This window comes from Mariniflexile sp., from assembly GCF_041583155.1.
GTDB lineage: Bacteria > Bacteroidota > Bacteroidia > Flavobacteriales > Flavobacteriaceae > Mariniflexile.
On the sequence record NZ_JBFHGK010000006.1, the window covers coordinates 1 to 20987 of the forward strand.

The 20987-nt window shown below is 34.5% G+C and carries 15 protein-coding genes; 5 read left to right on the forward strand and 10 right to left on the reverse strand.

All coding sequences use genetic code 11. The features are described 5' to 3' along the window. The first annotated feature begins 292 nt into the window (after positions 1 to 292). Entirely contained in the window at positions 293 to 1816 is a 1524-nt protein-coding gene (locus tag ABYI63_RS03370; protein WP_372753606.1) for an aminotransferase class V-fold PLP-dependent enzyme, read from the forward strand. A 27-nt stretch (positions 1817 to 1843) separates the two neighbouring features. Here ABYI63_RS03370 and ABYI63_RS03375 read toward each other — a convergent pair whose 3' ends face one another. The 4 genes from ABYI63_RS03375 to ABYI63_RS03390 all read right to left on the reverse strand — a co-directional run bounded on the left by ABYI63_RS03375 (position 1844) and on the right by ABYI63_RS03390 (position 4730). After that, the gene (locus tag ABYI63_RS03375; protein WP_372753434.1) at positions 1844 to 2470 is read right to left on the reverse strand and encodes a hypothetical protein; all 627 of its coding nucleotides are present in this window, start codon (positions 2468 to 2470) and stop codon (positions 1844 to 1846) included. 70 nt (positions 2471 to 2540) lie between these two features. Further along, a complete protein-coding gene (locus tag ABYI63_RS03380) occupies positions 2541 to 2930 on the reverse strand; it encodes a heparan-alpha-glucosaminide N-acetyltransferase domain-containing protein (RefSeq protein WP_372753436.1) in 390 nt (129 codons plus the stop codon). An 88-nt stretch (positions 2931 to 3018) separates the two neighbouring features. After that, positions 3019 to 3738 (reverse strand): LytR/AlgR family response regulator transcription factor, encoded by a 720-nt coding sequence (locus tag ABYI63_RS03385; RefSeq protein ID WP_372753438.1) that lies wholly within the window; start codon positions 3736 to 3738, stop codon positions 3019 to 3021. After that, complete coding sequence (locus ABYI63_RS03390) at positions 3738 to 4730, reverse strand: sensor histidine kinase (protein ID WP_372753440.1); 993 nt, start codon at positions 4728 to 4730, stop codon at positions 3738 to 3740. Before ABYI63_RS03390 ends, ABYI63_RS03385 begins: the two co-directional genes overlap by 1 nt. A 281-nt stretch (positions 4731 to 5011) precedes the next feature. On the opposite strand from ABYI63_RS03390, the gene ABYI63_RS03395 reads away from it, so the two are divergent. The 4 genes from ABYI63_RS03395 (at position 5012) to ABYI63_RS03410 (ending at position 13800) form a co-directional block, all read left to right on the forward strand. Continuing rightward, complete coding sequence (locus ABYI63_RS03395; RefSeq protein ID WP_372753442.1) at positions 5012 to 8122, forward strand: SusC/RagA family TonB-linked outer membrane protein; 3111 nt, start codon at positions 5012 to 5014, stop codon at positions 8120 to 8122. Between the two features lie 4 nt (positions 8123 to 8126). Beyond that, on the forward strand, positions 8127 to 9704 hold the full coding sequence (locus tag ABYI63_RS03400) for a RagB/SusD family nutrient uptake outer membrane protein (RefSeq protein WP_372753444.1): 1578 nt from the start codon (positions 8127 to 8129) through the stop codon (positions 9702 to 9704). 104 nt (positions 9705 to 9808) lie between these two features. After that, positions 9809 to 11731, forward strand: a complete 1923-nt coding sequence (nagB, locus tag ABYI63_RS03405) for a glucosamine-6-phosphate deaminase (RefSeq protein ID WP_372753446.1) — start codon at positions 9809 to 9811, stop codon at positions 11729 to 11731. 11 nt (positions 11732 to 11742) lie between these two features. Beyond that, the gene (locus ABYI63_RS03410) at positions 11743 to 13800 is read left to right on the forward strand and encodes a beta-N-acetylhexosaminidase (RefSeq protein WP_372753448.1); all 2058 of its coding nucleotides are present in this window, start codon (positions 11743 to 11745) and stop codon (positions 13798 to 13800) included. A 7-nt stretch (positions 13801 to 13807) separates the two neighbouring features. On the opposite strand, the gene ABYI63_RS03415 is transcribed toward ABYI63_RS03410, so the two are convergent. From ABYI63_RS03415 to bglX, 6 genes are all read right to left on the reverse strand, one after another. Further along, positions 13808 to 14638, reverse strand: a complete 831-nt coding sequence (locus ABYI63_RS03415) for an endonuclease/exonuclease/phosphatase family protein (protein ID WP_372753450.1) — start codon at positions 14636 to 14638, stop codon at positions 13808 to 13810. Positions 14639 to 14641: 3 nt separating this feature from the next. Further along, positions 14642 to 16474 carry a family 43 glycosylhydrolase gene (locus ABYI63_RS03420; RefSeq protein ID WP_372753452.1) on the reverse strand — a complete coding sequence of 611 codons (1833 nt, stop codon included), beginning with the start codon at positions 16472 to 16474 and terminating at the stop codon, positions 14642 to 14644. 12 nt (positions 16475 to 16486) lie between these two features. Continuing rightward, on the reverse strand, positions 16487 to 16786 hold the full coding sequence (locus tag ABYI63_RS03425) for a sulfatase/phosphatase domain-containing protein (RefSeq protein WP_372753454.1): 300 nt from the start codon (positions 16784 to 16786) through the stop codon (positions 16487 to 16489). Continuing rightward, positions 16774 to 17553 carry a sulfatase-like hydrolase/transferase gene (locus ABYI63_RS03430; RefSeq protein ID WP_372753456.1) on the reverse strand — a complete coding sequence of 260 codons (780 nt, stop codon included), beginning with the start codon at positions 17551 to 17553 and terminating at the stop codon, positions 16774 to 16776. The genes ABYI63_RS03425 and ABYI63_RS03430 overlap by 13 nt, the downstream gene beginning before the upstream one ends. 2 nt (positions 17554 to 17555) lie before the next feature. After that, entirely contained in the window at positions 17556 to 18437 is an 882-nt protein-coding gene (locus tag ABYI63_RS03435) for an alpha/beta hydrolase (protein WP_372753458.1), read from the reverse strand. Positions 18438 to 18673: 236 nt separating this feature from the next. Next, positions 18674 to 20986, reverse strand: a complete 2313-nt coding sequence (gene bglX / locus ABYI63_RS03440) for a beta-glucosidase BglX (protein WP_372753460.1) — start codon at positions 20984 to 20986, stop codon at positions 18674 to 18676. Between the last annotated feature and the right edge of the window lies 1 nt (position 20987).

The window sequence follows — 20987 nt, forward strand, 5'->3', positions numbered from 1 at the left end:
ATTAGTTATAACCTATTCAAAAAGACTTTTCCGTTTATCCGATCAGGAAAATACAGCTCTTCAACCTGATTTAATTATAGATCAAAAACGGGATGATATGTTTAAAGGAACAGATACTGTTTTAAAAGAATTAATAAATAAGAATTAAGGTGTTATATTGTAGGTTATAAGTTATTGGTTAGTTATTTCAAAATTGAGTGCAAACTGGATTTTCTAAATTTAAAATTATCTTTTTGTTTTATAACCTTAAGTTGTTTCTTCTTATGTGTTTTTTTATAATTTTACCAGCATGATGGGTACAGATAATTTCTTCAAAGAAAATAAAGATTTAAGTAAAGCGAAAAATTCACAATCAAATCTCGAAGCCTATTTTTCGCAATTTAGGAAACATGTGGTTGGAATGGAAAAAACGTTTGTGTCTCCATACGGTGAAAAAGAAATCATCTATGCTGATTGGACAGCAAGTGGAAGATTGTACAGACCAATTGAAGAACAGCTATTGAATAAGATTGGTCCCTATGTGGCTAATACGCATACAGAAACATCTATTACCGGTAGTGTTATGACGTATGCATATCATGAAGCTAGAACGATTATTAAGACTCATGTGAACGCTTCAAGTGATGATGTGTTGTTAACAGAGGGAACGGGGATGACTGGTGCGATTAATAAGTTTCAACGTATTTTAGGAATTAAACTCAACGAAAATCTAAAAGAGCATACGGAAATTCCAGAAGAAAAACGCCCCGTTATTTTTGTGTCTCACATGGAGCACCATTCTAATCAAACTTCTTGGCTTGAAACCATTGCTAGAGTAAAAGTCATTCCATCGAATGCGGATGGGTTGCCTTGTTTAACTAGTTTAGAGAAGTTGTTACAGGAATACCGGGAGATACCAATAAAAATAGCGGCAGTTACAGGTTGTTCTAATGTAACAGGAATAAAGACGCCCTATCACCAGATTGCTAGAATAATGCATGAAAATAATGGCCTGTGTTTTGTGGATTTTGCCTGTTCAGCACCATATGTTAAAATAGATATGCATCCAGAAAACGAAGAGGAATATTTAGACGCAATCACGTTTTCACCACATAAGTTTTTAGGGGGACCAGGGGCAACAGGTGTTCTGATATTTAATAAAAAACTTTATAAAAATCTGATTCCAGATAACCCAGGTGGCGGGACAGTAAATTATACAAACCCTTGGGGAGACCATGACTTTATAGATGATATAGAATCTCGTGAGGATGGGGGCACGCCTGGTTTTTTACAAGCAATTAGGATCGCACTTTCTATAAAGTTGAAGGAAAAAATGGGTGTTCAAAATATTTTAGAAAGGGAGCGCGAATTAAATGCTATTATTTTCGAAAGGTTATCAAAAATTGAAAATTTAAATATTTTAGCACCAAATCATACGGATCGTTTGGGTGTGTTTTCATTTTATATAAATAATGCACATTATAACTTGATTGTTAAATTACTGAATGATCGCTTCGGAATTCAAACTAGAGGTGGGTGTTCATGTGCGGGGACTTATGGTCATTATTTGTTAAATGTAGATCAGACAACTTCAAAATCAATCGAGGTAAAGATATTGGAAGGTTGTTTAATAGAGCGTCCGGGTTGGATTCGTATGTCCATACACCCAATAATGACCAATGCTGAGATTGAATTTATATGTGAAGCTATAGAAAAGGTTGCGGAAAACTTTGAAAATTGGGGTGGTGATTATGAATATAATGCCATTAAAAATGAGTTTATTCACAAAGGAAATCATAATATAGAACAGGAAATTATAAAGGACTGGTTTGAATAACCACCTGAGCTTTATTCTATATTTAGGCTAAACTTTTATAAATAGTTTTTTTTTATACATAAAGTAACCAAGTAGCGTATAAAGTGATACTACAGCTATTGCATAAATTAGGGAAAAAAAATCTAAACTAAAAAAAGGATAAACAAAAAACGACTCATATAACCATGAGTGAATATTATTTTCCGGTCCAACCTTTATTAAGTACATGGATTTAGAAATGAAACTGGACAAAAAGTAAATGGTAATGGCATTCATGCCTACGTATTTGAAAATATTACCGAATTCATACTTTTTTACATCTTTAAGATAAAATATAGCTGTAAGAATTAATGTTCCCCAACCGCTTGTTACTAATACAAAACTACTACTCCAAATCGCCTTGTTTATTGGAAAATAGATGCTGAAAAAGTAACCTGTTATTAATAATCCAGTGCCAGCAAAAAGCAATGGTTTTATCTGAGTGAGTCCATCTAAAAGTTTACCAATTAAAATTCCGATAATACAAGAAACTATCGCAGGTATTGTGCTTATAATTCCTTCGGGGTCGTAGTCTGGCTGCCACATGTGCTTCCCTAAAAGATTTAGGTCTATGTAGTTTGCCCAGTTGTTTGTGGCTCTATTATAGGTTGGAGTGCTACCATCAGGTAAAGGCATAAATCCTAAGAAAAGCCAATAAACTAGTAAAACAATAGAGGAGATGACAATTAAGCTTTTCCAATTGCAATTAATGTAAAGAATTGAGGCGATTAAAAACACGATGCCTATTCTTTGTAAAAACGCCTAAAAATCGTAATGATTCAAATTCAACAAAAAAAGGGAAACATGGTAAAAAGCTATTTAGAAATAATCCCAAGCCTATTAGTTTCAAACTTCGGATTCCTATTTTTTTATAGGTTGAAAGGTTATTGGGTTTGTTTTTATATGAGAAATAAATTGAAATGCCAACAATGAATAAAAAGAAGGGGAAAATTAAATCTGTAGGCGTTAGCCCATGCCACTCTGAATGTAATAATGGAGCGTAAACATTGTTCCAATCTCCAGGCGTATTCACCAAAATCATGGCAATAATTGTAAAACCCCTTAAAATATCAACAGATTCAATTCTTTGTGTCATTTTTTCGTGATTTAATAATTGTTTCTAATGTTACTTCATTAATCAAAAACGACTAGGGTGATAGGGTAATAAAAACAAGATACAGAATTTAATTGTCGTCGTCGTTAATGTTAAAAATCCGTTCTTTGGTTTGTTTGGTGTAATTGCGCCCAATCGGAATTTTTCTGTTTAAAATTTCAACTGTATTACCTTCTAAAGCAACAACTTTATTTATTGAAATGGTAAATGAACGATGAATTCGCATAAAATTGGACTGTGGCAATTCTTCGGTTATAGCAGATAACGATTTATGAACGATATAATCACCTAATGTGGTAATCACCTTAATGTAATCCTTTAAACTTTCAATATATAGAATGTCGTTCAAATTCGTTTTAATAAGCTTTTTATTCACCTTTAAAAAAATATGTGGCTCTTGCTGTAATGTCGCATCTATTTTGTTGTTGCTAACATACACTTCATGATATACTTTATTAATGGTTTTTAAAAACCTGTCGAAAGGAATCGGTTTTACTAAATAATCTAAAATATTTAATTCGAAACTTTTTACAGCATATTCACGGTAGGCAGTGGTAAAAACAATGAGGGGTTTATAGCCCAAGTTCTCAATAAAAGTAAAACCCGTTATTTGAGGCATATTGATGTCTAGAAATATTAAATCTATTTTTTCCTTCTCTAAAACGCTATAAGCTTTTAGAGGGTTAATAAATGTTTCAACTATTTCTATATTGTCAAAATTCTTCAAATGATTTTCAATTACAGAAATTGCAAGTGGTTCGTCATCAATAATAATGCACTTAATATTCATTATAGGGGTATTTTTAAAAACAAGTTATAACTTTCTCCTTCTGTTGTTGATTCTAAAATATAATTATTTGAAAATAGTAAATTTAATCTGCGTTTAGCGTTTTTATTTCCTATGCCATTACTTTCTGTTTTCGTCGCATTCGGATTAAAATTATTGATTAAAGTAAATTCTAAATAACCTCTATTTAATACGCTAAAACTCATTTTAATTTTTAGTTTATCATTTTCCTTCATACCGTGTTTAAAGCAATTTTCAACAAAAGACAACAATAATAGTGGGGGAACGGTAATATCTTCAATATCTCCCGAAATATCTATTTCAACTTCTACTTTTTCTTCAAATCGAAGGCGCTCAATATCAATAAAATTGTTGATATGGTTAATTTCTTGAAGTAAACTTGCTCGCGAGCTCTTTACTTCATATAAAATATACTCCATCATATCGGACAATTTAATTACCAATCTTGGGGCATTGTCGGATTTTGTTAAGGTTAAGGCATATAAATTGTTCAGGGTATTAAAAAAGAAGTGAGGCTGAATTTGAGTACGTAAAAATTTAAGTTCGGTACTCATTTGAAGTTGCTCTAAATCTTCATTTCTTTTTTTCTCTATGGACCAATCAATAACTATCTTAATAGCCGTAACAAAACCAATAACATATAATTCGCCTAAAATTACAGCTATGATATGATTTAGCTCCATAAATCGCCCAGAATCTCCAGCTTCTGGCCAAATATTTTTTGTAACCAATAAATAGTTAAGCCCTGTTCGTACCAAATATACCAACAGCAACATGAAGACTAAGGAGATGAAGTAAGTCCAATATTTTTTACGAAGAATGAATTTTGGAATTAGATAATAAAGATTTAAATAAACCACTATCATGTGAATAGGGAATTCTACTAAATTAGATTTTAAAGAATACCAGTAATCTGCAAAATAACTTCCCCAGCGTACAAAGTTGAAGGCAAAATAACCTAGCCAAAATACCACATGATACCTTATAGGAATAGTGTCGTTTATTTTTTTGTTGAATTTTGAAATAATCTTGAGTTTTTAGGTGATTTATTGAATATTCTTGATGTAAATTCAAAGCAATTTTAGTGATATATTCGTTAATTAGCAATAAAACTGATAAATCTTTATTTTAAAAAATCGTTTGCAGAGTTAACCATGTCGTCTATGTGTAAAACCATGTCGTTTATATAAATTTTTTTTATTCAATATTAATAATGAATAGTTTGGTTCAACTAAAAACACAAAATAATCGAATTATGAAACAAAACTTACGAACTCTTTTCTTGTTTTCTTTTTTATTATTGACAGCCCAAATAATAGTTGCTCAACAAAAAGAAATTAAAGGAACAGTAACTTCTAAAGGAAGTGGCATTCCAATTCCAGGAGTAAATGTATCAGTATCGGGAACCACTATTGGTGCCCAAACAGATTTTGATGGGAATTATAACCTAACCGCAAAGGTGGGTGATGTTCTTAACTTTTCTTATCTGGGAATGACGAGTGTAAAAATAACCGTTGGTAGCAGCAATATTATTAATGTGGTGATGGAAGAAGATGCTGAACAGTTAAATGAAGTTGTAGTAACGGCTTTAGGGATTAAGAAAGAACGAAAAACATTAACCTATTCCGCCCAAGATGTAAAGGGTGAAGATTTAGCTAGGGTTAAGCAAACCAACCCTATTAATAGTTTGTCAGGAAAATCGGCAGGTTTAACCATTACACGAAGCTCTTCGGGTGTTGGAGGTGCAACTAAAGTAGTTTTAAGAGGTAATTCATCTACAAGTAATAATGACCCGTTGTATGTTATTGATGGTGTTCCAATGCTTAATAGTGGTAATGGACAAAATGGTGAAACACCTGGAACAAACGTTTTTGGTAGCCAAACAGGAAATAGAGATGGAGGTGATATTACATCACTTATAAATCCAGATGATGTGGAAAGTATGACGGTTTTAAAAGGTGCTTCAGCTGCGGCTTTATATGGTAGCCAAGGTGCTAATGGTGTAATATTAATAACAACAAAAAGTGGGAAAAACGGGGTTGTAAAAGTTAACTTCAACTCTACGCTTACGCTTGATAATGTAATGTCCTTACCTGAATTGCAAACCGAATACCAATCGCCTTCGGTTGGAGGTGCTATTGCAGAAAATGGTAGGGTAACAGATCCTAAATCTTGGGGTGTAAAAGCTAGTGGTTTATCAAATACTGTTGATGATTTTTTTAAAACCGGAACAACTGCTACACAGGCCATTTCTTTAAGTGCAGGCAATAAAGTGGCGCAAACTTATTTTTCGTTTGCAAATACTTCTGCTACAGGAGTAATGCCAGAAAATAGATTGAATAGAAATGTTTTAAACTTAAGAGAAACAGCCAGTTTTTTAAATGATAAAATTCAGGTATCGGCGAATATAAGTTTGTCGGATCAACGTATTTGGAACCGCCCTGGAAACGGATTGTACTCAAATCCTTTAACCGGTTTATACCTTAATCCAGTAGGAATAGATTTAAATACTTACAAAGATAAATTTGAGTATTTCAACACCGCTACCAATATGATGGATCAATATGCTACCTCTTTTGATGAAAATATTCAGCAAAATCCATATTGGTTAATTAATAGAAATCAAAGTAAAGATATCGCACAACGAGTACTCGCTAGTGTAAGTGTTAAATATCAAATTACAGATGATTTTTCATTGCAATCTAGAGGAAGTTTTGATAAATCATTTTTCACTTATGATAAAAAATTATATGCAGGTAGCGATTTAACTTTTGTGCCAGAAACAGGACGCTACATTCTTGAAAAAACAGAAAACACACAACAGTACTTAGATTTAATAGCAAATTATAACAAAAACCTTTCTGAGGATTTTGATTTTAACTTAACTCTCGGAACGAGTTTAACAAAATATAGTATTGGTGATCAGATATTAATGGATTCAGGACCTGAAGGTTTAAGATTTCCGAATGTATTTACTATTGCCAACTTTGAATCTTCTAACGGTATTGCACAAACAGTTTCAAATAGAGAAGTCCAATCTGTTTTTGGTGCTGTAAATATTGGCTATAAAGGCATGTTTTATTTAGATATTACAGGTAGAACCGATTGGTCTTCAACCTTAGTAAATACAAATTCTAGCTCTTTCTTTTATCCATCGGTTGGACTAACCAATGTATTATCTGAAACAATCGAATTGCCTGAAGCTGTATCATTTGCAAAGGTTCGCATGTCCTATGCTGAGGTTGGAAAAGATATTCCTGCGTTTGCAACCGTTCCTTTAAGAACTATTGGAACAACAAATTCTGGCGGCACAATTGGTTCGGCAAATCAAGCAACATTTGCCCCTAGAGATGGTGAAACTTTAGAGCCAGAAAAACAAAAATCTTTCGAAATTGGTACAGAATGGCGTTTTCTAGGAAATAGGTTGGGTATAGATTTAACTTACTACAGCTCTAATACCGAAAACCAGATATTCTTTATTGCAGCACAGCCTAATATAGAGGGCTACACTCAAAATATTGTTAATGCTGGTGAAATTTCTAATAAGGGTATTGAATTGGTACTTAACGGAAAACCTATTGTTAATGATAATTTCAAATGGGATATGGCTTTAAACTTCGCTTCAAATGAAAACAAAGTCGTTTCAGTGCACCCTTCATTAGAAAATGGTGAAGCAATTTTAACTGCTCCTGGAGTAAATGGTTACGGCTATTCTTTAGTTGAAGGTGAAGATTTTGGTAGTATTCGCGGACGTTCAATTTTAAGAAATGAAAACGGCTTACCAATAGTTTCTGATGATGGTAGTGGAAGCTTAACCATTGAAGCAACTGGGTTTGAGACCATATCGCACGCTCAACCAGATTTTACTTTGGGACTTAGCAACACTTTCGATTATAAAAACTTTTCCTTAAACTTTTTAATTGATGGAAAATTTGGTGGTGATGTAGTAAGTATTACTGAAGCAATTAATGATTTTTATGGTGTGTCTCAAGCATCTGCAGACGCAAGAAATACCAATGGAGGGATGATTGAAGTTATAACCACTACAGGAACAAGTGCACAAATGACGGCTAAAGATTACTATACAAAAATAGGTGGTAGAGCAGGATTATTAGGTGAGTATGTTTACGACGCAACCAACATAAGTTTAAGAGAATTATCTTTAGGATATACTTTCCCAAATCCAGGTGAATTCTTTGAATCGGTTAAGCTTTCATTAATTGCAAACAACCTGTTTTTCATTTATAAAGATGCTCCTTTCGATCCGAATATTGCATCTAGTACAGGTATCGGATTACAGGGTGTAGATATATATGGGCAACCTTCAACAAGAAGCGTAGGATTAAACATTAACGTAAATTTCTAAGAAAATGAAAAATATATTTAAATACCTTTTAACGTCTTTAACGCTGCTTAGTTTGGCCAGTTGTACAGACGATTTTGAAAAAATAAATACTAACCCGTATGGTATTTCAGAAGAGAGTTTAACTCAAATGAATAATAATGTGGGCAATGAATTTGGTCCCATGTTTTTAAATGTGTTCAATGTAACTCCTGCATGGAATTATCAATTGCAACAGGGTTTAATAGGGGATGTGTACTCTGGTTATATGACACCTCCAACGCCTTTTGCAGGAAACGTAAATAACATGACTTATGCCTTAGTGGACGGTTGGAACGGTTTCCCTTGGAGTGATGCCTACGGCTATGTGATGCCACAAGCATTGAATGTGAAAAATGCGGTTGAATTAGGTGGAGATCCTAACGGTATTAAGTTTGTTTACTTAGCAAATATCATTAAAGTAACAGCAATGCACCGCGTATCGGATATTTATGGACCTATTCGTTACACAAAATTTAACGATTTTAGTACTACTGGTGAATATGATTCGCAAGAAGTAGCTTATACTGCTTTTTTTGAAGAACTAAAAACTGCTATTGATGGTTTGGAGGCTTTTGAAGAGGATGTTCAATTTGTTCCTTTTGATATGTCTAGTTTGGCAGGTGATATTGCTAAATGGCGACAATTCGCTAATAGTTTAAGACTGCGTTTAGCCATGCGTGTATCTAAAATAAATCCTACTTTGGCAAAAACACAAGGTGAATTAGCGTTGGCTAGTAATGCAGGTTTAATGACAAGTTCTAATATGGTTATTAACACAGGGTTTCCACATCCAATATCAGTTATTAGTGGGTCATGGGGCGACATAAGAATGGGAGCCGTAATGGAATCTATTCTAACAGGTTATAATGATGATAGAATTAAGGCTTATTTTAATCCTTCTGCCGATGCTTCTTTAGCTGGTGATTATAAGGGTATTAGAATGGGGATTGCTATTGATGCGAAAGTGCAATATTTAGATCATTCCTCTATTGGAAGTGTGATTGATGGTGAAACCCTAACTTGGATGACGGCTGCCGAAGTGAATTTCTTAAAAGCGGAAGCTTCCTTAAGAGGTTGGGCAGGCGCTGGAATTGCGAAAGATAATTATGAAGCGGGCGTTGCAGCATCATTTGCGCAACATAGCGTTTCGGGTGTAGAAGCATATTTAGCAGATACTACAAGTACACCAGCTAATTTTGTGGATGCTTTAAATGCTGTAAATGACATTGCTTATCCAAGCACTGTGAAAAAAGCATACAATAGTTCTGGTACCAATGAGGAGCAATTGGAGCAAATTATTACTCAAAAATGGATCGCCATGTTCCCTGATGGACAAGAGGCTTGGTCTGAATTTAGACGTACCGGCTATCCAAGAATCTACCCGGTTGTAGTAAATAATAGCGGCGGAAAAATTAGTACAACTACGCAAATACGAAGAATCAATTTTGTGGAAAACGAAATAAATACCAATGCAGCTAATGTGTTAACAGCAGTTGGATATTTAAATGGTCCAGATACAGGTGGAACACGCCTGTGGTGGGATACTGGGTTGTCAAACTTCTAATATTTAAATACAAATTAAGTTAATTTTTGTTCCTTAATCAGCATGCGGAAAATAGTGTTTTTCCGTGTGCTGTATTGAAATCTATAACCATAAAATTGTTTACAGTGAGAATTGCAGATCATAAAAGTATAGTTTATTCCCAAGCAGGAAAATTTGAAGAAACACGTTTTGAAAAAATTCACAACGTTATTTTTGAGGATTCCAATGAAGCATCCATTCTTGTTGCCGAAGAAATAGCAGGTTTAATTAGAGAAAAAGAATTTCAAAACAAACCATGTGTTTTAGGCTTAGCTACAGGTTCTTCACCTATAAAAGTGTACGAAGAGCTTATAAGAATGCACAAAGAAGAAGGATTGAGTTTTGTGAATGTTATCACCTTTAACCTAGATGAATATTTTCCAATGGATAAAAACAATATTCAAAGTTATTTTTATTTCATGCATCAACACCTTTTTAATCACATTGATATTCTGCCAGAAAACATCAATATACCAGACGGAAAGGTTAGCTCAGAAAACTTATATCAATCGTGTGTTGATTATGAAATGAAAATAAAAGCAGCTGGTGGGTTAGATTTTCAGCTATTAGGCATCGGAAGGACAGGCCATATTGGGTTTAATGAACCCGGTTCTCATTTAAATTCCGGTACACGAAGTATAACCTTGGATCACATCACAAGGGTTGATGCAGCTCCTGGTTTTTTAGGAATTGATAACGTGCCAAGAAAAGCAATAACCATGGGAATAGGTACTGTTTTAGGTGCTAAACGAATTGTGCTTTTGGGTTGGGGAAATAACAAAGCAAAAATTCTTAAAGAAACTATTGAAGGTCCCATAACTTCGGAAGTGCCGGCCACTTATTTGCAACATCATAACAACACAACTTTTATTTTAGATGAAGCTGCTTCTTCTGAATTAACACGAGTAAAAACGCCTTGGCTCGTTACGGCTTGTGTTTGGAATGAGGACCTGAAACTAAAAGCAGTAGTTTGGCTTTCAGAACGTTTAAGTAAGCCAATATTAAAATTAACGGACAAAGATTATAATAATAATGGGATGTCCGGGCTTCTTACCGAAGAAGGTACTGCTTATGATTTAAACATAAAAATGTTTAATAAATTGCAACATACTATTACGGGTTGGCCAGGTGGTAAGCCTAATGCAGACGATTCTAACAGACCAGAACGTGCTGATATTCCGAAAAAAAGAGTGCTTATTTTTAGTCCACATCCCGATGACGATGTCATTTCTATGGGTGGTACTTTCGACCGTTTAGTAGAACAAGGGCACGATGTACATGTGGCTTATCAAACTTCGGGAAATATTGCAGTTTCAGATGAAGAAGCCTTAAAATTTGCAGAAATAACGCAGAAATTATGTCCAGATTGTCAGGATACTCAGAGTATTATCACTTTCCTGAAAACAAAGACGGAAAACGATATCGATTCACAAGAGGTTAGGCAGTTAAAAGGTTTGATACGACGTAGTGAATCTTTAGCAGCTACCAGATACTTAGGTCTTAATGATGAAAATGTTCATTTTCTGGATTTACCTTTCTATGAAACAGGTACCATTAAAAAAAATAATTTATCCCAAGATGATACTATAATTATGAGTGATTTAATCTCTCAGATTAAACCGCACCAAATTTATGCGGCGGGAGATTTGGCCGATCCTCATGGTACCCATAAAGTATGTTTAGATGTGTTATTTATTGCATTAGAGCAGTTAAAACATAATAAATATATGGATGATTGTTGGGTTTGGTTATACCGCGGCGCATGGCATGAATGGGAGTCCTATCAAATTGAAATGGCGGTGCCTATGAGTCCAGACCAAGTGCTTAAAAAACGACATGCCATTTTTTATCATCAATCGCAGAAGGATGGTGTGATGTTTCAAGGTGGCGATTCAAGAGAATTTTGGGTGCGTGTTGAAGATAGAAATAGGTTAACTGCTAAAAAGTATAACGATTTAGGATTGGCCGATTATGCAGCCATTGAGGCCTTTAAGAGGTATCATTTTTAAAAATTAAATTGATGAACAAAATTATAATATTTCTTTTGTTTTTTGGTGTTTCAAGTGAATATGCTACTTCTCAAAGTCTGTTGGCAGAGAAATATAATTTGATGCCATGGCCCCAAGAATTAAAAGAAAAAATTGCTGAGTTTACTATTGATAGCGACGTTACGATTTCAATTCCCAAGGAAGATGAAGGTGCCGAACGAATTCGTAATGCCGCTGTTAATTTTTTAAGACGCCTTTCCAATAGAACTGGTGTGTTTTTAAAAGAGGGGTTTCCCGTAACTGGAAAAAGAGGTAGTATAAATGTGACCTATAATCGTGTGGCACAACTGACTATTAATACGGACGAATCGTATGAATTAATAGTTGAAGATTCTATTATTAACATAAAAGCAATTACTGATGTTGGAGCACTTAGAGGTCTAGAAACCTTATTGCAATTAGTACAACACAATGGGTCTTATTTTTATTTTCCTGGAGTTGAAATCACCGATGCACCCAGATTTGTTTGGCGCGGATTAATGATAGATGCATCAAGACATTTTCAGCCAATACACGTTTTAAAACGCAATTTAGATGCTATGGCTTCGATGAAAATGAATGTGTTTCACTGGCATTTAACAGACGACCAAGGTTTTCGTGTAGAATCTAAAACATACCCGAAACTTCATGAATTAGGTTCCGATGGACTTTACTACACTCAAGAACAAATTAAAGAAGTGGTTTCCTATGCTAATACATTGGGCATTCGTGTAATTCCGGAATTTGATGTGCCTGGGCACGCTTCGGCTATTCTAACAGCTTATCCTGAATTAGGAAGTAAAGAAGGCTATGCCTATACTATTGAGCGTAATTCGGGGGTATTTAATCCAACACTGAATCCATCTAAGGATATTACGTATCAATTCCTTGAAAATTTATTTACAGAAATGGCTTCCTTGTTTCCGGATACTTATTTTCATATTGGTGGCGATGAAAATGAAGGTAGACATTGGGATGAAAATGAAGATATCCAAAAGTTTAAAAAACTAAACAATTTAGAAACCAATCATGATATACAGACTTACTTTAATATCAAACTCGAGAAAATTCTAAATAAATTAGGTAAAAAATTAATGGGTTGGGATGAAATTATGACTCCCAATATGCCAACAATGGCTGTTATACATTCATGGCGAGGGGAAAACGAGGGGCTTCCAAAAGGAGGTAGTTTAATAAGTGCCGCTAAAAAAGGGTATCAAACTGTACTTTCAAATGGCTATTATATAGATAGAATGCAATCTGTTGAAGCGCATTATTTAGTGGATCCCATAGGGGATATTCAATTAACGGAGGCAGAATTATCGCGTGTTTTAGGAGGAGAAGCTACCATGTGGAGCGAGTTGGTAACACCACTTACCATCGATTCCAGAATATGGCCAAGGACAGCAGCAATTGCGGAGCGATTTTGGTCTAACCAAGCGGTTAATGATGTTGATAATATGAAAAAGCGACTAAAAGATGTGTCGTTTAAATTAGAGGAATTAGGCCTTACTCATATTAAAAACAGAGATGTGATTTTAAGAGGTATGACGAATAATCAAGATATTTCTTCACTTCTTGTATTGACTAAAATATGTGAACCATTAAAAATTTATACCAGAAATAAAGATGGGATTGAATACCAAACATTCTCGCCTTTTAATTTGTTTGCAGATGCTTGTGTTGTTGATGCTGAAGATGGTTTAAGTTTTAATGATGCTGTAAAGCAATTTGTGAATAGTTCAAACCAAATACATTACAATCAAGTTTTAGCGTATTTAAAAGTTTGGTCAAAAAATTATGATGATTTTAAAAAGTTGAATAAAAATCCAAAAATCATTCCACTAGAAAAGGTGTCTGAAAACCTATCGGAAGTGTCACTGATATTATCAAACGCTTTTGAAAAAGAGGAAGTGACAGTTGAAAATTTATCAAAAATTAAAAATGGCATTACAATTTTAAGTGAACCTTTTGTAGATGTTGAAATGGTGATAGTTGATGCTTTTTCTGATTTAACAAGTCATATAGAAGCAAATTATTTAATTAAATAGGATATTATTAGTTAAGTCTTAATCTTATAAAAACGGGGAAATGGTCGGAGGGATAATGACAATCTTTAGAATCGCTTAACACCGCATATTTGTTTACTTTTATATCAGTACTTAAAAATATAAAGTCGATACGTCGCGTTACAGGTTTATTAAATTCAAAGTTGTTAAAGGTTCCTATAGGACCAAAGGTGTATGTGGCTATGGCTTTGGAATCCTTGAGGTTACTGGTAATATATTGAATGCTTTCATGAGTTTCTTCCATATTAAAATCGCCCATCAATATCACGGGAAGATTGTTAATATTTAATTCCTTTATTTTTTGAATGATTAAAACAGCACTTTGTTTTCTGGCTACAACACCAACGTGATCAAAATGTGTGTTAAATACCCAAAAACTCTTTTTAGATGATTTATTTTGAAACAAAGCGTAAGTGCAAATACGATTACAAACAGCATCCCAACCCATAGACACTTTATTTGACGTTTGTGATAACCAAAAGGTAGAGGATTTCAAAACCTCAAAATCGTCTTTTTTGTAAAAAATTGCAGAATATTCTCCTTCGTCTTTTCCATCATCACGACCAACACCAACAAAATTATAATCAACTAAAAGGCTGTCCATATCTTTCATTTGGTTTGGCATGGCTTCTTGTACTCCTAAAATATCGGGCTCATGAAATTTTAATTGATTAATGAAGAAAAGCTTTCTATTCGTCCAGCTATTTTCACCTTCCTTTGGGTAATCTAGTTTAATATTATAGGTCATTACCGAAACTTCCTGGGCGTGTAAATTGCCGAAAATGACTAAAATGAGGGATGTTAGAAATAGTTTTTTCATAAGTTATGGTACATAAATTATTTCACTCTTTTCTGAAATGCCGTTCTCATTATAAGCTTCAATGCTAAAATAATAGGGTGTATCACGATCCAAACAGCGCATAAAGTGTTCATTGGTGTCATACACCTGCCACGACTGGTATAGTTTGTCTGGAGCAATTCCCCAGCGAATATTATAGCCCTGAGCTCCTTTTACAGGTTTCCAAGTAAATGCTGCGTCTCTTCTGTCTGTTTCGCGTTTTATGGCAAAACCTTTAACATTAGCTGGTGTTTTGCCGAAACCTAAGCCAAACACCCTAAACTCCGACATGGCGAAGTTTGCACCCGGCACTTCTACATTTTTATAGCGCACATATTTAGCATTAAGTGGCGTGTCCAACACGATATAGGCATTGGGTGCATCTATATTACTGCTGCTCCTATCTACGGCTGTTTGCCAGTTTTTCCCATCTTCAGAAACTTCAATACTAAAACGGTGTCTTAAACCTTCAGTACGTGTATAAATACCAGTCTCATGGTCATGAAAATTTAACTGAAAAGCATAAATTTTTCCCGGTTTCGGCATTTCAATTTTTATCCACTGTTTATCGTTATTAGCTTCGGCCACCCAAAACGTTTTGGGGTTTTCATCGGTTAATACTTTCGAAAGAACGTCGTTATTGGTGTTTTTTTCAAGAGGTAATTCAGTAATTTCAACGTTATCATCATTTGATGTAAACTTCATAATCTGTGTTAAAGATGAAGATACTGTAACCTGACCTTTATACGAGAGTAACATCCAACCATTATGTTGTCCTGCTTTAGTAGGATGATCAGGGCCAAAACGCGGGTAATCCCCATAATCGGTAGTGGAATACATTAACCCATCCTCATCAAAATAGGTTGGAAACATGCACAAACGGCGTTCCCATTGTGCGTTTGATGCCAGTGCCATAGTCGCAAAATGCCAGTATTGCCCATTGGTTTGCTTCACAGTGATGCCATGTCCTGCACCATTTGTAAAGCCACCAGGTTTAAAACTCATCGGATTATTCTTCATGTAAGTAAAAGGGCCAAGAGGTGTTTCTCCTATATAAGCCCCATCGGCATAAACATTAAATTGAGTACCTGGAGCAGCATATTGCAAATAATATTTTCCGTTATGTTTTGTCATAGACGCTCCTTCCATATAGCCTTCTTTCAAAGTTGGATGAAAATTATTTTCTCCAAAGCGTTCCCATCCGTGTTTTTCTTCCACAAGATTGATTAATTCTTTTTTAACACCAGTTTCCAGAAAACGGTCATTTTTATTTAGCATTTTTACTTGGAGTGGATGTAAATTAGACGATCCCCAATACAGATAAGTTTTATCATCATCATCAATAAATAATTCTGAATCCTGAATGTTGTTAGAAATAGAGGGCGTTGGGGTCCATTTTCCACTTTTGGGATCATCGGTATAAAGAATACTCCCATAACCCGCTGGATTACCCGCAAAGTAAACCAGAGAATCTTTATAATTAAAAGCTGTAGGTGCGTTAGACCCTTCAAAATACCATTGTTGAGGCTTGATAAATTTCCAGTTCACTAAATCGGTGGAATGCCAATAGCCAAAAGAACGTGTAACGAACATGTAGTATTCTCCACGAAATTCAATAACGGCAGGATCAGCACCCGAACGATAGGATAAATTTCTACTTGAGTTATATACCATGTAGGTATAGTCAATGTCTAATGGATTGCAATAAGTTTTGAAATTTTCATGCCCATTTTCATTTGAATTTGTTTTTTCTTGACCGAAGACCGTATTTATAGCCAGACCAAAAATTAGTGTCAAGCTAAGGAGTACTTTATTCATAATTATATTTTTTTATTTATCAGTTTTAGGATTGTAAGACGTTCCAGTGTTTCCGCGTAATCTTTCAAACTGTTTGAAAGCTTTATTTATTTGTTCTTTTGGTGCGTTTTCAAACTCTTTGTTTGTTACTTTATACATAGCTTGCAACATTTCCAACTTTTGATGAAGTTGTGCTTTAACGCCATCGTATTCAGAATCGTTAATGATATTTTTAAGTTCGTTAGGGTCTTTTTCTAAATTATATAATTCCCATTCATCAATATCATCATAAACATGAATTAACTTATAACGATTTGTTCTTACACCATACATTTTTTAACCATATGAAATGCCGGATGATCATTATAATGGTAGTAAATGGCATCTAAAAAATTAAGAATTTTCCCAACACCTTCATTTACAGCGGCAATGGTAGCTAAATATTCCTGTAGATAACGTTGCACTTCCCATTCTGCTAATACCTTTCCAGAAAGATTAGTTTCATGCATGGCATTGTTTTTTATGTTATCTAGATATTTAATGGCGTCATCAGTAATAATATCTGTTACATAGCCTTCAATTCTAGTAGTATCAATTCGTTTTGTGTTTTCGTTTTCTCTAATAACATCAGGGTTATAATAATTCCCTTGGTCAGTTAATATTTTCCAGTAATTAAAACCTTGCGGAAGTCCGTCTAAATGCCATTTCCCTATTATTCCGGTATTGTAACCTGCTTTTTGTAGTAGTTTTGGGAATGTTTGTTGGTTGCCGTCAAATTTATCCCCATGCATTCTAAACCCATTTACATGACTAAATTTACCTGTTAAAACAAGGGCTCGACTTGGTCCGTAAATAGAATTCGTGCAAAAGTTACTTTTAAACAATGCGCCTTTAGTGGCAATTCGATAGATATTTGGGGTAGGGGCTAATTTGCTTATAGGATGGCCGTATGGACTAATGGCTTGCGTTGCATGATCATCGGCCATGATAAAAATAATATTTGGTTGTTTAGTTGTTGTATTATCAACTTTATGAATTATTTTTTGCCCACAAGATGAGATCACTAAAGCAACACAAAAAATATTTAAAAACGATTTCATAATTATTTTGTCTTAATTATTTTGGTTTGAATAATCTCACTATTTAAAATGGTACTATCAAAAAATTTAAAGATTTTGTCGAGATCATCGAATGGTATCTTAGAAACTTCATGTTTGCCACCTTTTACAATATTGAAATAGTATGAAGTTTCAAATTGATCTAATTTTTCAGCTATAATTTTCGAACCATCAAGTATAAAATAACCAGGTTGTTCTGGGGTGCACAAGTGATGTGATGCACTTGCAAAAGGTACTAAATTATCTTCCGTGCCATGATACAATACACTTGGTACCGCATTCACTTTTGTTATATAACTAGCATTTACTACTGCACCAGCGGCAGAAAAGACTCCTGCGAATTTAATTGGGTTATGTTTTTGAAGATTATCTGAGAAATATGCCTTCATATAAACGGCGTTTAATGCACCTTCAGCACCAGCGCTACTGCCTCCAGCAATAATTTTTGTATTATCTACTTGTAAAATTTCAGCATTTTCAATAACGAAAGCAGCAGCATCTAAATAATCTAAAGTAGCTTGTTTAAAGGTCTCTAATTTGTCTTCTTTAGGGCATAAACAACCAAATTGTGTTAGAGTGTTTTTCCGTAATAATCGGTATGAAATGGAAATACCGATATACCCGAATTCTGTTACGGCTTCGCAAAGTTTGGCGTCGTCAATGTAATCTCTTGAACCTATCGAGAATCCGCCGCCATGCATCCAAAGTAAAGCAGGTAATTTAGAATCTGGATTTATGTTTTTAGGTTTATGAATGTCTAGTTTTAATGTGTCGTTTCCTTTTATAGCATAAGTATATGTTGTTTTTGTTTGCGCCCAAAAAGGAATCGTAAACACAATAAAAATAATTACTAAAAGATGCTTCATGTAATCTAGTTTTCTTTGAAAAACCTACAAGGTTATTACAAACCTTGCAGGTTAGTTGCTATTAGCCACTCAGAAAAAAAATGTTTTTTAATTTGAAATAGGAACTTGTTGTATTTGTCATTTCAAATTAATTTAAACTGCCTGCGCAGTGTTTTATGGTTATTAATTTTTTAGCCTTCTTAAGATGAAAAAATAAAACATATTAATAAGAAAATGTTGAATCCGTTCCTTGAAAATTACTTAGTCAACTCAAAATTAGTAGAAAGCGTTGCATTCGAATCCGTGCCTACAAATACTTGAAAGGTTCCAGGTTCTGCAATAAAATCCAAATTTGAATTATAAAATTTTAAATCATTTTCGGTTAATTTGAAACTAATGGTTTTGGTTTCACCTTTTTTAATAAATACTTTTTGAAAACCTTTAAGTTCTTTAACTGGTCGGGTTACAGAACCAACTACATCACGTACATATAACTGAACCACTTCTTTTCCATCAAAATTCCCTGTATTTGTAACTTCAACAGAAATGTCAATGCTACCGTTAGGTGCTATTTTTGTGGTGTTTAACTTTAAATTGTCATATTTAAAGTTGGTATAACTTAAACCATAGCCGAAAGGGTATAATGGCTCGTTACGAACATCGAGGTAATTCGATTTAAACTTTTCGAATTTACCTTCGCTATTTCCTAATGGTCTTCCAGTATTTTTATGATTATAGAAAATAGGTACTTGTCCCACATTCATAGGAAAGGTAGCGGTTAATTTTCCTGAAGGGTTTACGTCGCCAAATAACACATCGGAAATAGCTAAACCAGCCTCGCTGCCTGGAAACCAAACATTCAATATTGCAGGAACTGTTGCGTTTTCTTCAACAATTGCTAATGGTCTGCCAGTAAATAATACTAAAACGATTGGTTTTCCTGTTTTCAATAAGGCATTTAAAAGGTCTTTTTGAACTTGGGGAATTTGTAAATTCGTTCTACTACTAGATTCGCCGCTAAATTCTGCCGATTCACCTAATGCTGCAATAATTACATCAGATTTTGAAGCGATAGCTAAGGCTTCATCCATAAGTTGTTTATCCGTTCTGCCGTCTCTTGGGATTTCTTTTCCAAACATGGTAGCTCGCTTTTCAAGCTCTAAGTCATAATCTAAATTACTTCCTTTGGCATAATGGATGGTGGCTTTATCTCCCACCACTGTTTTTAAACCTTCTAATAAAGGGTTGGATAAGGCTTGTTTTGTAGCAACACTCCAAGTGCCGGCCATATTAACAGCAGTATTTGCTAATGGGCCGATTAGCGCAATAGTTCCAGATTTTTTAAGAGGTAAGAGTTGATTTTCGTTTTTTAATAACACCATCGATTCCGAAGCCACTTTACGTGCAAAAGCTCTGTTTTCTTCTGTAAATACTTCTTTTGCTGGTCGATTTTCATCGCAATATTTGTAAGGGTTATCAAATAATCCTAATTGGAATTTAGCCGTTAAAATACGTTTCACGGCTGTATCTAAAACATCCATAGAAATCTTTTTGTCTTCAATTGACTTTTTCAAAGTATTTAAAAAACCATCGGAAACCATATCCATATCAATACCAGCTGCTAATGCTTGTGCAGATACTTCTTCAAAATTTCCAACGCCATGATATACCATTTCTTCAATGCCGGTATAGTCGGTAACTACAAAACCATTAAAGCCCCAGTCTGTTCTTAATAAATCGGTTAGCAACCATTTGTTCCCAGTGGCGGGAACACCATCAATTTCGTTAAAAGCGGCCATTACAGAGCCAACACCAGCATCAATAGCTGCTTTGTAGGGTGGTAAATATTCATTGTACATGCGTATTTTGCTCATGTCTACAGTGTTGTAGTCTCTTCCAGCTTCTGGAGCACCATATAACGCAAAATGCTTAACGCAGGCAATCATAGTGTTATTTAGCGCTAAGTCGTCACCTTGATAACCATGAACCATCGCTTTTGCAATTTCACTTCCTAAATAAGGATCTTCGCCGGAACCTTCCGATACGCGCCCCCAACGTGGATCTCTTGAAATATCTACCATTGGAGAAAACGTCCAGTTAATACCGTCGGCAGTAGCTTCTTGAGCCGCCATTTGGGCTGTTTTTTTTATCATTTCCATATTCCAAGAAGAGGATAAACCTAATGGGATTGGAAAGGTGGTTTCATACCCATGAATAACATCCATTCCAAAAATTAAAGGAATTTTAAGTTTGCTTTTTTCAACTGCGATTCTTTGAACTTCTTTAATTTTAGCAACAGATTTGATATTGAAAAGTCCTCCAACTTTACCTTCTTCAATTTTTTTAGCAATGTTGGAGCTTTTAGCTTGTCCTGTTGTGATATCGCCAGAAGAAGGCAAGTTTAATTGTCCTATTTTTTCTTCAATAGTCATTAAATTTAAAACAGAATCCACTTTGGCTTCAAAAGGATTTTCTTTAGAAACATTGGCCTGTTTATTGGAATTACATGCAACAAGTCCTAAAGTTATAATGCCCCATAATGCATATTTAATGTTAGTTAGAAATTTCATA

Bases quoted from the DNA above. Each gene is read 5' to 3' on its own strand.
- ABYI63_RS03435 (WP_372753458.1), bottom strand. From the start codon at position 18,437: ATGAAGCATCTTTTAGTAATTATTTTTATTGTGTTTACGATTCCTTTT.
- ABYI63_RS03375 (WP_372753434.1), bottom strand. From the start codon at position 2,470: ATGCCTTTACCTGATGGTAGCACTCCAACCTATAATAGAGCCACAAAC.
- ABYI63_RS03400 (WP_372753444.1), top strand. From the start codon at position 8,127: ATGAAAAATATATTTAAATACCTTTTAACGTCTTTAACGCTGCTTAGT.
- ABYI63_RS03410 (WP_372753448.1), top strand. From the start codon at position 11,743: ATGAACAAAATTATAATATTTCTTTTGTTTTTTGGTGTTTCAAGTGAA.
- ABYI63_RS03395 (WP_372753442.1), top strand. From the start codon at position 5,012: ATGAAACAAAACTTACGAACTCTTTTCTTGTTTTCTTTTTTATTATTG.
- bglX (WP_372753460.1), bottom strand. From the start codon at position 20,986: ATGAAATTTCTAACTAACATTAAATATGCATTATGGGGCATTATAACT.
- ABYI63_RS03425 (WP_372753454.1), bottom strand. From the start codon at position 16,786: ATGTATGGTGTAAGAACAAATCGTTATAAGTTAATTCATGTTTATGAT.
- ABYI63_RS03430 (WP_372753456.1), bottom strand. From the start codon at position 17,553: ATGAAATCGTTTTTAAATATTTTTTGTGTTGCTTTAGTGATCTCATCT.
- ABYI63_RS03370 (WP_372753606.1), top strand. From the start codon at position 293: ATGGGTACAGATAATTTCTTCAAAGAAAATAAAGATTTAAGTAAAGCG.
- ABYI63_RS03420 (WP_372753452.1), bottom strand. From the start codon at position 16,474: ATGAATAAAGTACTCCTTAGCTTGACACTAATTTTTGGTCTGGCTATA.
- ABYI63_RS03415 (WP_372753450.1), bottom strand. From the start codon at position 14,638: ATGAAAAAACTATTTCTAACATCCCTCATTTTAGTCATTTTCGGCAAT.
- ABYI63_RS03380 (WP_372753436.1), bottom strand. From the start codon at position 2,930: ATGACACAAAGAATTGAATCTGTTGATATTTTAAGGGGTTTTACAATT.
- ABYI63_RS03385 (WP_372753438.1), bottom strand. From the start codon at position 3,738: ATGAATATTAAGTGCATTATTATTGATGACGAACCACTTGCAATTTCT.